At 67.1% G+C, this 13968-nt stretch carries 14 protein-coding genes; 4 read left to right on the top strand and 10 right to left on the bottom strand.

The annotated features are described in order from the left end of the window. Positions 1-138 carry an integrase core domain-containing protein gene (locus tag LZ005_RS15495; RefSeq protein ID WP_237809282.1) on the top strand — a complete coding sequence of 46 codons (138 nt, stop codon included), beginning with the start codon at positions 1-3 and terminating at the stop codon, positions 136-138. A gap of 175 nt (positions 139-313) precedes the next feature. Here the strand turns inward: LZ005_RS15495 and ettA are convergent, their stop codons facing one another. Both ettA and rarD read right to left on the bottom strand, forming a co-directional pair. After that, positions 314-1981, bottom strand: a complete 1668-nt coding sequence (ettA, locus tag LZ005_RS15500; RefSeq protein ID WP_237809053.1) for an energy-dependent translational throttle protein EttA — start codon at positions 1979-1981, stop codon at positions 314-316. A gap of 68 nt (positions 1982-2049) precedes the next feature. Beyond that, on the bottom strand, positions 2050-2919 hold the full coding sequence (gene rarD / locus LZ005_RS15505) for an EamA family transporter RarD (protein WP_237809054.1): 870 nt from the start codon (positions 2917-2919) through the stop codon (positions 2050-2052). Between the two features lie 194 nt (positions 2920-3113). Between rarD and LZ005_RS15510 the strand changes: the two genes are divergently transcribed. Then, positions 3114-4991 carry a potassium transporter Kup gene (locus LZ005_RS15510; protein ID WP_237809055.1) on the top strand — a complete coding sequence of 626 codons (1878 nt, stop codon included), beginning with the start codon at positions 3114-3116 and terminating at the stop codon, positions 4989-4991. A 99-nt stretch (positions 4992-5090) separates the two neighbouring features. After that, positions 5091-5546 carry an FKBP-type peptidyl-prolyl cis-trans isomerase gene (locus tag LZ005_RS15515; protein WP_237809056.1) on the top strand — a complete coding sequence of 152 codons (456 nt, stop codon included), beginning with the start codon at positions 5091-5093 and terminating at the stop codon, positions 5544-5546. On the opposite strand, the gene LZ005_RS15520 is transcribed toward LZ005_RS15515, so the two are convergent. The 8 genes from LZ005_RS15520 to LZ005_RS15555 form a co-directional block, all read right to left on the bottom strand. Further along, the gene (locus tag LZ005_RS15520; RefSeq protein WP_237809057.1) at positions 5543-6205 is read right to left on the bottom strand and encodes a diphthine--ammonia ligase; all 663 of its coding nucleotides are present in this window, start codon (positions 6203-6205) and stop codon (positions 5543-5545) included. The genes LZ005_RS15515 and LZ005_RS15520 overlap by 4 nt on opposite strands. Next, complete coding sequence (locus LZ005_RS15525) at positions 6202-6960, bottom strand: hypothetical protein (RefSeq protein WP_237809058.1); 759 nt, start codon at positions 6958-6960, stop codon at positions 6202-6204. The genes LZ005_RS15520 and LZ005_RS15525 overlap by 4 nt, the downstream gene beginning before the upstream one ends. A gap of 24 nt (positions 6961-6984) precedes the next feature. Next, a complete protein-coding gene (locus LZ005_RS15530; RefSeq protein WP_237809059.1) occupies positions 6985-7434 on the bottom strand; it encodes a GNAT family N-acetyltransferase in 450 nt (149 codons plus the stop codon). After that, positions 7431-8474, bottom strand: coding sequence for a histone deacetylase family protein (locus LZ005_RS15535; RefSeq protein WP_237809060.1), 1044 nt, complete (start codon positions 8472-8474; stop codon positions 7431-7433). Before LZ005_RS15535 ends, LZ005_RS15530 begins: the two co-directional genes overlap by 4 nt. Positions 8475-8478: 4 nt before the next feature. Then, positions 8479-10062: a glutamate--cysteine ligase gene (gene gshA / locus LZ005_RS15540; protein WP_237809061.1), complete on the bottom strand. Its 1584-nt coding sequence runs from the start codon at positions 10060-10062 to the stop codon at positions 8479-8481. 112 nt (positions 10063-10174) lie between these two features. Next, a complete protein-coding gene (locus tag LZ005_RS15545; protein ID WP_237809062.1) occupies positions 10175-11917 on the bottom strand; it encodes a DUF885 family protein in 1743 nt (580 codons plus the stop codon). Between the two features lie 65 nt (positions 11918-11982). Further along, positions 11983-12810: a peptide chain release factor N(5)-glutamine methyltransferase gene (gene prmC, locus LZ005_RS15550; protein WP_237809063.1), complete on the bottom strand. Its 828-nt coding sequence runs from the start codon at positions 12808-12810 to the stop codon at positions 11983-11985. Then, a complete protein-coding gene (locus tag LZ005_RS15555; RefSeq protein ID WP_237809064.1) occupies positions 12810-13280 on the bottom strand; it encodes a disulfide bond formation protein B in 471 nt (156 codons plus the stop codon). The genes prmC and LZ005_RS15555 overlap by 1 nt, the downstream gene beginning before the upstream one ends. A 106-nt stretch (positions 13281-13386) precedes the next feature. Here LZ005_RS15555 and LZ005_RS15560 point away from each other — a divergent pair, with 106 nt between their 5' ends. Then, entirely contained in the window at positions 13387-13938 is a 552-nt protein-coding gene (locus tag LZ005_RS15560; protein WP_237809065.1) for a tetratricopeptide repeat protein, read from the top strand. Positions 13939-13968: the final 30 nt, after the last annotated feature.

Raw genomic sequence — 13968 nt, forward strand, 5'->3', positions numbered from 1 at the left:
GTGCATCGCCATCGATTTGAAAGCCTCCAGCACGCTAGCCGGGTCATCGGCGATTGGATCGGGTTCTACAACAATCAGCGACCTCACCAGGCGCTGGGCATGAAAACACCCGCTGAGGCATTCAAATTAGCGGCATAACCTGAGCAGGAAACGCTGGGTCATTACACCCGCCGCCTGCCGCATGCGATTCTTGTATTAGACGTTGCTGGTGTTCTTGGGAAGTCCCGCCATTTCGGCTCCTCAATATGCCAATGGTGTTGGCAATTTTTTGGCAAGATTATTGACGAAATGGCGGGTTTTTTCGCCGTTCGGATTAGCGGGTAATCGGCTTGTAGCGGATGCGCTTGGGCTTGGCCCCTTCCTCGCCCAGACGTTTCTTCTTGTCGGCTTCGTATTCCTGGTAGTTGCCGTCGAAGAAAACCACCTGGGAATTGCCTTCGAAGGCCAGGATGTGGGTCGCGATGCGGTCGAGGAACCAGCGGTCGTGCGAGATCACCATCACGCTGCCGGCAAACTCGAGCAGCGCATCTTCCAGCGCGCGCAGGGTTTCCACGTCGAGGTCGTTGGACGGTTCGTCCAGCAGCAGCACATTGCCGCCCTTGAGCAGGGTCTTGGCCAGGTGCAGACGCCCGCGCTCACCGCCGGACAGGGTGCCGACCGGCTTCTGCTGGTCCGCGCCCTTGAAGTTGAAGCGGCCCAGATAGGCGCGCGAGGGCATCTCGAAGCGGCCCACGCTCAGGGTGTCGGCGCCACCGGTGACGTCCTCGAACACGGTCTTGTTGTCGCTGAGATTGTCGCGGCTCTGGTCGACCATCGAGACCTTGGCCGTCTTGCCGATCACGACTTCGCCGCTGTCGGGCTGCTCTTTGCCGGTGATCATCTTGAACAGCGTCGACTTACCGGCGCCGTTGGGACCGATGATGCCGACGATGGCGCCGGCCGGAATCTGGAAGGACAGATTGTCGATCAGCAGGCGGTCGCCGAAGGCCTTGGAGACGTTCTTGAACTCGATCACCTCATTGCCCAGGCGCTCGGCCACGGGAATGAAGATCTCCTGGGTCTCGTTGCGCTTCTGGTATTCGTATTCGCTGAGCTCATTGAAGCGGGCCAGACGCGCCTTCGACTTGGCCTGGCGGCCTTTCGGATTCTGGCGCGCCCATTCGAGTTCCTTGGCCAGGGCTTTCTGGCGTGCCGACTCGTTCGCTTCTTCCTGCTTCAGGCGGGCCGATTTCTGATCGAGCCAGGACGAGTAGTTGCCTTTCCACGGAATGCCGTGGCCGCGGTCGAGTTCGAGAATCCATTCGGCCGCATTGTCGAGGAAGTAGCGGTCGTGGGTAATCGCCACCACGGTGCCGGGGAAGCGCAGCAGGAATTGTTCGAGCCAGTCGACCGATTCGGCGTCCAGGTGGTTGGTCGGCTCGTCGAGCAGCAGCATGTCGGGCTTGGACAGCAGCAGGCGGCACAGGGCCACGCGGCGTTTTTCACCGCCCGACAGCACGCCGATCTTCTGGTCCCAGGGCGGCAGGCGCAGCGCGTCGGCCGCCATTTCCAGCTGCAGATTCAGGTTGCCGCCATCGGAGGCGGCGATGATCGCTTCCAGCCGCGCCTGCTCTGCGGCGAGGGCGTCGAAGTCGGCGTCCGGCTCGGCATAGGCGGCGTAGACGGCGTCCAGCTTGGCCTGGGCCGCGAAGGCTTCGCCCAGGCCCGATTCGACCGCCTGGCGCACCGTCATTTCCGGATCGAGCTGGGGCTCCTGCGGCAGGTAGCCGATGTTCAGATTCGGCATGGGGCGCGCTTCGCCCTGGATGTCGGTGTCGATGCCGGCCATGATTTTCAGCAGGGTCGACTTGCCCGAGCCATTCAGGCCCAGCACGCCGATCTTGGCGCCCGGGAAGAAGGACAGGGAAATGTCCTTCAGAATCTGGCGCTTGGGCGGGACGATTTTGCCCACCCGGTTCATGGTGTAGACGTAATTGGCCATGGTTTACAAGTTCTCTCGTGATGCAAAGGGCATCAGCATACGCGAAAAGCCCCTGAAACAGAACGGTGTCAGGCGCGCCGCCGCCACAGTCCCTCGCCCGCATACAAGGCCAGGGCGGCCCAGATGACCAGGAAGCCGACCAGGCGCTCGGACGAGAAGGGCTCGTGGAACAACAGGGTGCCGGTCAGGAAGACCATGGTCGGGGCCACATATTGCAGCAGACCCAGCAGCGAGAGCGGAATGCGCCGCGCGCCGGCCGCGAACAGCAGCAGGGGTACGGCCGTGACGGGGCCGGCGCCGATCAGCACCCAGCGCGTCAGGCCCCAGTCGGCATTGGCGAACACATTCGTGCCGGCCGCCGATTGCCACAGCAGATAGCCGGCCGCGAGCGGGAACAAGGCCAGGGTTTCGATGGTCAGACCTTCGAGGGCGCCGAGCGCCGCCGTTTTACGCATCAGACCGTAAAAGCCGAAGCTCAGCGCCAGAGCCAGGGCGATCCAGGGCATGTGGCCGGCCTGGATGGCCAGCCACAGCACGCCGGCTGCGGCTAGGCCCACGGCGGCCCATTGGGCCGGGCGCATGCGCTCGTGCAGCAGCACATAGCCAAGCAGCACATTGACGAGCGGATTGATGAAATAGCCGAGGCTGGCATCGAGCACATGGCCATTATTGATGGCCCAGATGTAGATGAACCAGTTGGCCGCCAGCAGCAGGGCGCTGCCGGCGCAATTGGCCAGCACGCGCGGGCGCGCCAGCACGCCGGGCAGCCAGGCCCATTGGCGGCGCACGGCCAGCACGCCGGCCAGGAACAGCAGGCACCACAGCACGCGGTGGGCCAGGATCTGCAGGGCCGGAACCTCGGCGATCAGGTGAAAATACAGGGGGAACAGTCCCCAGATGACGAAGGCCAGGCCGCCGTACAGGACGCCAGTGCGCATGGTGGGCTCGCGGTGAGGTGAGAATCAAAACGACAATTATCCGCTAAGCCCCGGATCGGTGCATACAAGCAACAGCATTTCGCGATACGGAATGGTATGCTAGGCCGACGTGTTGTCAATTGACACGCATTGCTTGCTTTTTACATGTGCATCGCCTATTGTGCGACGCACCAAAAAACAAATATGGTGCAACTGTGAGTTCGCAGCACAACAAAAGCAGCCTGTCGGCCCTGACCCTGGCTGCGATCGGTATCGTCTATGGCGACATCGGTACCAGCCCGCTTTACACGCTCAAAACCATTTTTGACCCGACCCACGGCTTGCAGCTGAGCGAGGGCAATCTGCTGGGCATCGTCTCGATGATCCTGTGGGGCCTGACGATCATCGTCTCGCTCAAGTATGTGACCCTGGTGCTGCGCGCCGACAACCGCGGCGAAGGCGGGATCATGGCCCTGACGGCCCTGGCCCTGTCCTCGGTGCCGAAGAATTCGCGCTGGCAGCCGCTGCTGATGATGATCGGCGTGTTCGGCGCCACCCTGTTCTGCGGCGAGTCGGTGATCACCCCCGCCATTTCGGTGCTGTCGGCGATTGAAGGTGTCGAGGTCGCGGCGCCGGGCATGGCCCATTATGTGGTGCCGCTGACGATCATCGTGCTGGTCGCGCTGTACGCGATGCAAAGCCGCGGCACGGCCGGCATCGGCAAATGGTTCGGCCCGATCATGGTGCTGTGGTTCGCCGCCCTGGCCATCATGGGCCTGGTCAACATCGTCCGCTATCCGGGCGTGCTGAACGCCTTCAACCCGCTGTACGCGCTGAACTTCATCGCCGGCCATCCGGGCGCGGCCTTCCTCTCGCTCGGCGCCGTGGTGCTGGCTTTCACCGGAGTCGAGGCCCTGTATGCCGACATGGGCCACTTCGGCAAGCGTCCGATCCGCCTGGCCTGGTTCGCCATCGTCTTCCCCTCGCTGGCGCTGAACTACCTGGGCCAGGGCGCCTTGCTGCTGACCAATCCGAAGGCCATCGAAAACCCCTTCTTCCAGCAGCTCGGCCCGTGGAGCGTGCTGCCGCTGGTGGTGCTGTCGACCATGGCCACGGTGATCGCCTCGCAGGCGACGATCTCGGGCACCTTCTCGATGACCAAGCAGGCCATCGCGCTCGGCTTCCTGCCGCGCATGCGCGTGCTGCACACCTCGGCCAGCGAGATCGGCCAGATCTACATGCCGGCCGTGAACTGGCTGCAGCTGGTCATCGTCCTGATCGCCGTGGTCAGCTTCGGTTCCTCCGAGAACCTGGCGGCCGCCTACGGCATCGCCGTCACCGCCACCATGCTGGCCACCACCACGCTGACCTTCTTCGTGATCCGCTATGGCTGGCAGCTGCCGCTGGCCCTGTGCTTCGGCGCCACCGGCTTCTTCATCCTGATCGACCTCAGCCTGTTCGGCGCCACCAGCCTGAAATTCCTGCACGGCGGCTGGTTCCCGCTGCTGGCTGGTTCGATCCTGTTCACGATCATGCTGACCTGGAAGCGCGGCCGCTATCTGGTCGGGCAGAACCTGCTCAAGCACGCGATTCCGCTCGAGGAGTTCCTCGACTCCCTGTTCGTGGCCCCGCCTGTGCGCGTGTACGGCACCGCGATCTTCCTGCGCGGCGAGACCGACGGCGTGCCGCATGCCCTGCTGCACAATCTGTCGCACAACAAGGTGCTGCACGAGCGCGTCGTCTTCCTCACCGTGCACATCCACGACGAGCCCTATGTGCCGAACGAGCAGCGGGTGCGGGTGGCGGCCCTGGGCCACGAGTGCTACCAGCTGCACGTCGAGTATGGCTTCAAGGACGAGCCCGATATTCCGGGCGCGCTGGCCCTGTGCGCGCCGCTCGGCCTGAAGTTCGAGATGATGGAAACCTCCTTCTTCATCGCGCGCCAGACCGTGGTGTCGGCGCCCGAAGGCGGCATGGCGCCGTGGCGCGAACGCCTGTATGTGGCGATGAGCCGCAATGCGCGCGGCGCGGCCGACTACTACCAGATTCCGACCAACCGGGTGATCGAGCTGGGCACCCAGGTCGAAATCTGAGGCCGAGACAATTGCTTACATCTTGATCACAAAGCAGATCGGATCGTCCGCGGTCCGACCTGCTACACTTCCCGCTTTCCGTATCTGCTTGCGATCCCCATGAAACTCATTTCCCTGCCCGTCATTGCTGCCTTCGTTGGCCTGCTGAGCCTGACCGCCTGCGGCGGCGGCGGTACCAAGAACAACTTCGTCTCGACCGAGCCGAACCAGCCGACCGCGCTGCAGATCACCGATACCGTGGTCGGCACCGGCAATGCGGCCCAGACCGGTTCCGTGATCACGGCCAATTACACGGGCTGGCTGTGGAGCTCGACGGCGAGCGGCAACAAGGGCACCCAGTTCGACAGCAATGCCGGCAAGGCGCCGATCCAGGTCACGCTGGGCGCGGGCCAGGTCATCAAGGGTTGGGATCAGGGTCTGGTCGGCATGAAGACCGGCGGCAAGCGCACGCTGGTGATTCCGGCCTCGCTGGCCTACGGCGCCAACGGCAATCCGCCCACGATCCCGGGCAACTCGGCCCTGGTGTTCGAAATCGAACTGCTGTCGGTGCGTTAAGCCAGACGCTGAAAGTAGTAGGTGGTGCCGCCGAACTCAGGCGGCGCCACATAGGTCTCCACCGCCCCGCGCTGCACGGCCACCGGGGCGCTGAAGGCGGGTCCATCGACCACGAAGGTATGGAACTCGCCATTCTCGCCGCAGGCATCGACGCCGTCCGGCAGCTCGGCCAGAAAGCGCGCATCGAAGTCGCGCCCGCACCATTCCGGCCCCAGATAATTCCCGTTCACACAGACGACGATGGCGCGAAAGCCCGCCGCCAGAAACGCGTCGACCAAGTCGCGCCGCGCCGCGCCCCATAGCGGCAGGCTGGCGCGCAGACCGGCGGCCGCGCAGACTTTCTCCTCCCAGTCGCGGTGCGGCTGCAGGTCGATGTCGCCGAACACGGCTTCGTCGATGCCGCGTGCGCGCGCTGCCTGCAGCAGGGCGATGAAACGCGCCTCATAGGTCTGCCAGCTGGTCGGGTAGAACTGCAGCGGCAGGCCGAGCGCGGCCGCCTGGGCCTCGAGCAGATGCGGTGGCACCCCGTGCGAGCGCGAGCGCTGGCCGTCCTCGTCCATGGCCGTGACCAGCAGGGCCAGCTCGGTGCCGGCCTGGCGCGCGCGCCACAGGGCCAGGCAGGAATCCTTGCCCCCGCTCCAGGACACCAGGGCGCTCATGCCTGGCCCTTGAGGCTGGCGCTGGCGGTCTGCAGGCGTTTGACCAGCTCGGCCTGGAGCTGGCGCGTGAAGCTGTTCCAGTGCTGCATTTCTTTCTCGAGCTCGGGCAGATGCTGGCGCGCCAGCGCCGGCTCGCCGTGGGCGGCGGCCCAGATCACCAGTTCGGCGCGGCTCTCGAAGCTGCGCGTCAGGCCGCTGGCGAACAGGAACTCGGCGCGCGCCTCGTCCTGGCGGCCGGCGCGCGCATAGGCTTTGCCCAGCAGCAGAGCCACGGCCTCCTGCTGGAAGCGGGCGTCGCGCGCGCGGATCGCCAGCGCGTGCTCGATGGCGGCCTCGGTGTGGCCGCTGGCCGCATGGGCGCGCGCGGCGCCCAAGCGGATGTCGAGGTCGTTCGCGAACGGCCCCTGCAGGCAGGCGTCATAGGTGCGCGCCGCTTCCTCGGCCTGGCCGGCGGCCAGCAGCGCGGCGGCCAGGCGCATCTGGTTCTGGGCCGTCGGCGTGAAATCGTAGGCGGCGCGCGCCTCGCGCAGATCGCGCCCCGGATCGAGCGCGCGGCCGGCCGCGGCCATGGCCTTGCGCGCGCCATGCGGCAGGCGCGTCTCGGGCAGGTAGATGGCGAAGAAGTAGACCAGGCTACCGAGCAGCGGGAAGGAGAACAGAATGAACAGCCAGTACAGCTGCTGGCCGCTGCGGATCACATGGATCGCAAAGAAGATGGCCACCAGCACGTGCAGGCCAATGCCGCCGAAAAGCATGGGAGTCTCCGAAAAGCCTGAATTTTATCGCAACATTTCGACGTGCATGATCCCATCTTCCTCGTAGGGATCGCTGACCGTCGCGAAGCCGAAGCTCTGGTAGAACTTTTCCAGATACTGTTGGGCGCCGATGCGGATGCGCTGCTGTGGATACAGGGCGGTCGTATGGCGGATCGCCTCGTGCATCAGGGCGCGCCCGGCCCCCGTGCCGCGCTCGGCGCGGGTGGTCAGCACGCGCCCGATCGAGGCTTCTTCGGGATAGGCGACGCCCGGCGCCAGCACGCGCACACAGGCGGCGAAACGGCCGTCGCGCCAGCCGAGCAGGTGGTGCGCGTCCTGGTCCTTGTCATCGAGGTCGGCCCACAGGCAGGTCTGCTCGAGGATGAACACGTCCTGGCGCGCCTTGAGCATGGCGTACAGCTGCTCGACGGACAGATCGCGGAAATGGGTGAATTGCCAGTGCAGGGGACTCATACAGCGGTTTCGAAACCTTCCAGAACGTTGACGACATTGGTGCCCAGTTCGGCCACCGCATAGCCGCCCTCGAACACGAAGGCGGTCGGCAGGCCGAGCGCGGCCAGGCGCTCGCCGATGCGCAGGAAGTCGGCGCTGTGCAGCTGGAAGTGCGACAGCGGATCGCCGGCGAAGGTGTCGACGCCGAGCGAGACGACCAGGTATTCGGGGCCGTAGGCGGCGATTTTCAGGCAGGCCGTTTCGAGCGCGGCGAACCACTGGGCCGCCGTGCTGCCGAAGGGCAGCGGCAGATTCAGGTTGTAGCCTGCGCCCGCGCCTTCGCCCGTTTCGTCGGCGTGGCCGAGGAAGAACGGGTATTCGAAACGCGGATCGGCATGGATCGAGACGAACAGCACGTCCTCGCGCTGGTAGAAGATCTGCTGGGTGCCGTTGCCGTGGTGGTAGTCGATATCGAGGATGGCCACGCGCGTGGCGCCATCGTCGAGCAGATGCTGGGCCGCCAGCGCCGCGTTATTCAGGAAGCAGTAGCCGCCGAAATAATCGGCCCCCGCGTGGTGGCCGGGCGGACGCGTCAGCGCGAAGGTGGCGCGCTCGCCCAGGCGCAGCGCATGGGCGGCGTTGACGGCGCAGTCGGCCCCGCTCTTGGCGGCCATCCAGGTGCCGGCCGTCAGCGGGGTGCCGCTGTCCATCGAATACAGGCCGAGGCGGGCGCAGAAATTGGCCGGCTCGACATCGCGCCGCAGGCCATGCACGGGCCAGACGGCGGGGAAGGCCTCCTTCTCGGCATTGGCCGGGTCGAGCGCGATCCACTCGCTCCAGGCATTGCGCAGAAAGGCCAGGTAATGCGGGCGGTGCACGCGCTCGAGCGTCATCAGCGGCACGCCATGCGGCGTGACGATGCGGCCCAGGCCGCGCCGCTCGAACTCGGCGGCGACGGCGGCGAGGCGCTCGGGCTTCTCGAAGGCGGGAACGATGTCCCCGCGGAAGATTTCGTAGCGGGCGTGGTGGTGGACGTGGTGTTCGTTGAAGAACGTGAGCATGGCGTCATTCGCAGCACAGGGTGCTGTTATTGTACGCCGCCACGAAGTCATCGAAACTACCGCTGTCGGCCGCCTCGATCGCCGCCTGTTCGGCCAGCGACGCGCGCGCCATGTCTTCGAACACCGCCTGCTCCATGGGCAGCAGGGCGCCGTCGCGGAAATGGGCCGCGTGCAGGCGGCTCTGGGCCAGGCCGAAGGCGGGGAAGGAGCCGCCATGCGTGGCGAGCGCGCCCAGCACGCGCGCTGAGGGCGTGCGGTCCGGGTGCTCGATCTTGGCCAGCTGCTGTTCGAGCGCGTCGGCATGGGCGCTGCTGCCGAGGTCCTGGTCGAGCAGGGCGGCGACCGGGCGCAGCCGCTCGATCAGTTCGGCGCCCCAGACGCGCAGTTCGACCTGCTCATTGCCGCGCTGCAGAGTCAGGCCCGGCTTGCGCCCTTCCTTCACGGCGCGCGCGAAGTTCTGCGAGTAGATATCGCTTTCGAAGGGCGCGATCTTGGGACTGGCTTCGAGCGCGCAGTAGAGCAGGAAGGTGTCGAGGAAGCGCCCCGTTTCGAGCGCGATGCCGACCGGCTCGAAGGGATCGACGTCCATGCAGCGCACTTCGACATACTGCACGCCGCGCCGGCACAGGGCCTGCACCGGGCGCTCGCCGGTCTTGATCACGCGCTTGGGGCGGATCGTGGCGTAGTACTCGTTCTCGATCTGCAGCACGTTCGTGTTCAGCTGGATCCACTCGCCATCGCGTTTCACGCCCAGCGCATCATAGGCCTGGTAGGGGCGCTTGACGGCGTCGGTCAGGGTCGTCACATAGCTGTCGAGGCAGTTTTCGTGCGGGCGCAGGCCGGCCTGGGCATTGTTCTGGTAGCCGAGGTCGCTCATGCGCAGGCTGGTCGCATACGGCAGATACAGGGTGTCGTCCGACAGGCGCTCGAGCTGGTGTTCGCGCCCGCGCAGGAAGCTGGTGGCCAGGGCCGGCGAGGCGCCGAACAGATACATGAGCAGCCAGCTGTGGCGGCGGAAATTGCGGATCAGGCCGAAGTAGGCCTCGGACTGGTAGGCCAGGCGCGGCATGGCCTGCTTGCCTTCGTCGGCCGCCAGCAGCGGCCACAGGCCCTCGGCCAGCGAATAGTTGTAGTGCACGCCGGCGATGCATTGCATGGCCTTGCCGTAGCGCAGAGCCAGGCCGCGCCGGTACACGTGCTTGAGCATGCCGATATGGCTCTTGCCATACCAGGCGATCTCGATCTCGGCCTCGCCCGGCAGTTCGCAGGGCATGGACTCGCTCCAGAACATCTCGCTGCCGAGCTGCTGGGCGGCGAAGCGGTGGATGGTGTCGAGGCGCTGCAGGGTGGTGGCGATATCGTGTTCGGCCGGGGTGATGAATTCAAGCAGGGCCTCGGCGTAGTCGGTGGTGATCTGCGGATGGGTCAGGGCAGACCCCAGCGCCGCCGGGTGGGGCGTACGCGCGAGCTGGCCGGCGCCATCGACGCGCAGGGTCTCGCGCTCGATGCCACGCAGCCCCTGGCCCAGCAGGGCATGATGGTCATCCTCACCGAGGAGGGCCAGGCGGCGGGTCAGTTGTTCGGACAAGATGCTTCCTTTCATCGGGCAGCGCGTGCCTGGGCGGGCCGCGCGTCAATCAGTCGTGCAGGGTAACTCAAAATTGACGACAGCGTCGTGACAGCTTGATTTTCCTGACAAGTTATTGATTTTGCTGCGTAATCCAGCGTTCGATCTGCTGCTCGAGGACGCCCAGCGGGAGTGGCCCGTTGTCGATCACGGCATTGTGGAAGCGGCGCAGATCGAAGCGCGCGCCGAGCACGCTCTGGGCGCGCTGGCGCAGTTCCAGAATCTTCATCTGGCCGATCTTGTAGCCGAGCGCCTGGCCCGGCCAGCCGATGTAGCGGTCGACCTCGACCTCGTTGTCGCCGGGCGGATTGGCGCTGTTGGCGTTCATGTAGTCGAGCGCCTGCTGGCGGCTCCAGCCGAACGCATGGATGCCGGTGTCGACCACCAGGCGCACGGCGCGCAGCAGCTCGTCATTGAGGTGGCCGAAGTCGGCATACGGATCGCTGAACAGGCCCAGCTCGTAGCCGAGGCCCTCGGCATACAGGGCCCAGCCTTCGCCGAAGGCCACATACCAGCCGTGGCGGCGAAACGGCGGCAGCTCGCTCAGCTCGTGCGCGCGCGCCACCTGGGTGTGGTGGCCGGGCACGGCTTCGTGCAGGGCCAGGGTCTCCATCTCCCATTTGGCGCGCGTGTGCAGGCGCGTGGTGTTGACCACGAAGGCGCCCGGATCGCCGCCGATCCCGGCTTCGTAGAAGGCGGCGCTCTGCTCTTCGGCGCCCGGATACTGGATCGGGCGCACCTCGACCGCCTCCTGCGGCAGGCGCCAGAACAGCTGCGGCAGGCGCTGGCTGGCGCGCGCGATGATGCTGCGGTAGGCGGCCAGCAGGGCCTCGGGATCGGTGAAGAAGAAGCGCGGGTCGCTCGTCACATAGCGCACGAACTCGCTGTAGCTGCCGCTGAAGCCGGTGCGCGCGATGGCGCCGCGCAGCTCGCCCTGCAGGCGCGCCACTTCGCGCAGGCCGATCGCGTGGATCTCGGCCGGGGTGAGGGCGGTGGTGGTGGCCTGTTCGGCCAGCAGTGCGTAGTAGTCGGCGCCGCCCGGCAGGGCCGAGGCGGCCAGGCTGCTGCGCGTGGCCGGCAGATAGACCTGCTCGATGAACTGCTCGAGCCGGCGCAGGGCCGGCGCCGCCACCGTCTGCAGCAGCTGCGGGCCGAAGCTGGCAATGCGGTCGCGCGCCGGCTGGGCAATGCCCGCCGGGACGCGCCGGAACGGCGTCGCCAGCGGTCCCTGGGTGATGCCCTTGCGCAGCTGGCGCAGCTGGGCCGGGACGCCCTTGATCACGGCCTGGGGCGTGGTCCAGCCGCTGCGCAGGCCTTCGCGCAGCTGGGCGATCAGGCCGTCCACATAGCGCGGCAGGGCCTGGATGCGGGCGAAGTAGTTGCGGTAGTCGCGCTCGCTGGCAAACGGCATCTGGGCCGCCATCTGCACGAAGTCCAGGTGCAGGCCGTCCTGGGTGGTGATCGGCTGCCAGTTGTAGGGGTAGAAGGCGGCGGCGCGCTGGGCCAGGCTTTTTTCGTAGATGAACAGGTCGAGCGAGATCTGCTCCTGCAGCGGCAGCGCGCGCCGCTCGATCGCGCGGGCCTGCGCGAGCATGGCCTGGTCGTGGGCGGCGGCGGCCAGGCTGGCGGCCAGGCTAGTGTCGCTCAGCTTGTCGTCGTAGCGGTGGTCGCCGACCGAGGTGGCGAATTCGGGCTGGGTGCGCAGGCGCCACTGCCAGTCGGCCTCGAACAGGGCGCGCGCCTGCTCGGCCGGACTGGCGGCCAGCAGCGGTGCGGACAGCAGCAACAGGATCAGAAAGACGAGGCGGGCGCGCATGCGGCCATTGTGCAGTATCTGGCCGGGGCCGCCAGCGCCCTGTGCCGCTGGCACAACAGTCAGGTTCAGGTCAGCAGGCGGGCGCCGCTCACGCGCTCGATGCCGGCCAGGTCCTGCCAGCTGGCGATGTCGCCGAAGCGGCCGCTGGCGGCCAGCAGGGCGCGCACGGCGGCGGCCTGGTCGTAGCCATGCTCCATCAGCAGCCAGCCGTCCGGTTGCAGGTGGGCGGGGGCGCCGTCGATGATGGCGCGCAGGCAGCTCAGGCCGTCCTGCTGGTCGGTCAGCGCGCCCGCCGGTTCAAAGCGCAGATCGCCCTGGCTCAGGTGCGGGTCGGCGGCCGCGATATACGGCGGGTTGGCGACGATCAGGCCGAAGCGCTCGCCGGCCACGGCGCTGTACCAGTCGCTGTGCAGGAAGCGCACGCGCGCCCGGTGGCGCGCTGCATTCGCGGCGGCCACGGCCAGCGCGGCCGGGCTGCGGTCGAGCGCGCTGTAGTCGGCGTCGGGCCGGGTATGGGCCAGGGCCACGATGATGGCGCCGCTGCCGGTGCCCAGATCGAGCACGCGCAGGCCCGGGGTGATGCGCGCGAGCGCCAGTTCGACCAGCAGTTCGGTGTCCGGGCGCGGGATCAGCACGTCCGGCGTGACGCTGAAGGCGAGGCCGAAAAATTCGCGGCTGCCGACGATGTAGGCGATCGGCTCGCCGGCCGCGCGGCGCGCCACCAGGGCCTGCAGGCGCGCGGCCTCGGCGGCGGTCAGCGTGCGCTCGCTCTGGGTGATCAGGGCGACCCGGCCGAGGCCGAGCGCATGTCCGAGCAGGATGCGGTTTTCGAGTGCGTCGAAGGGCAGGCTGCGCTGCAGGGCGCCGAGGGTGGCGCCGGCTTCGATCGCCATCAGCGGCGGCCGCGCCGCCAGGTCAGCAGCAGCGCCAGGCTGACCAGGGCAAAGGCGATCGCCGCCCAGGTCGGCACGTTCAGGCCCAGCAGGCGTTCGGTCGCCAGTTCGCAGATGCCGTTGGCGAGGAAGACGTCGGGCAGCAGGCTGGCCGTGGGCAGGCGGTTGAGGAAGGTCTCGGTCGGGTCGATCCCGCACGAGACGCCCGGATGGGCCAGCACCCACAGATGCTTGGCGACCGTGACGATGCCGCCGGCGATGCACAGGCCGGCCACGAGCAGGCCGGCGCGCGGCGTCTTGAAGGCCGCCGCCAGCAGGCAGGCGATGCCGGCGCCGAGGAAGGCATAGCGCTGGATGATGCACAGCGGGCAGGGCAGCATGTCCAGGGCCAGCTGCAAATACACAGCGAAGGCGACGAAACCGAAGCAGACAAGGCCGATGGCGGCGAGGAGTTTTCGTTGGTCCAGCATGGCAGGCAGTCGAGACAAAAAAAGCAGAGCGCATTGTCGCACAGTTCATCGTCCTGTCATCTGGCGCGCTTAGGATGCGGCCATCCGGTCCCGACAGGTATGCATGATGAGCAGGCTTTCTCTTTCGACTGGGCTGCGCGTGCTGGGCGCGCTGGCCCTGGCAGGCGCCATCTGGGCCTGCGATCTGAACCCGCCCGAGCGGCCCGCGCCGGCCGAGATTCTGGCTTTGAGCCAGGCTGCCAATGAAGGCCAGCAGCACGCGGCCGAGCTGCGTCTGCGTCACTGGGCCGGGGCCGGCGTGGCGGCCGCGCGGCGCGAGCTGGGCCGCCTGTGGCTGCGCCGCCCAGGCATGCAGCGCGACGCCTTCCACCAGTACGAACTGGCCGCGCGCGACGGCGACGCCGAGGCCGCGCTGGTGCTGGGGAACTGGCTGCGCAATTCGCCCGACGCCCGCCAGGCCCTGCGCTGGTACCAGCTGGCGGCCGCCCAGGGTCAGGCCGAGGCCGCGCTGGCGCTCGGCCAGATGGCGCTCGGCGGCGAGGGCATGGCGCCCGATCCGGCGCTGGCCATGCGCTGGCTGCAGCGCGCCGCCCAGCTCGGCAATGCCGAGGCGATCAGCCTGGTCTCGGTCGACCGCGGCAGCGTGGTCGCCCTCTGAAAAGTTGCCTTTTCAGTCGAACGCATCCAA

Source organism: Massilia sp. TS11, assembly GCF_022012445.1.
Taxonomy (GTDB): domain Bacteria; phylum Pseudomonadota; class Gammaproteobacteria; order Burkholderiales; family Burkholderiaceae_D; genus Telluria.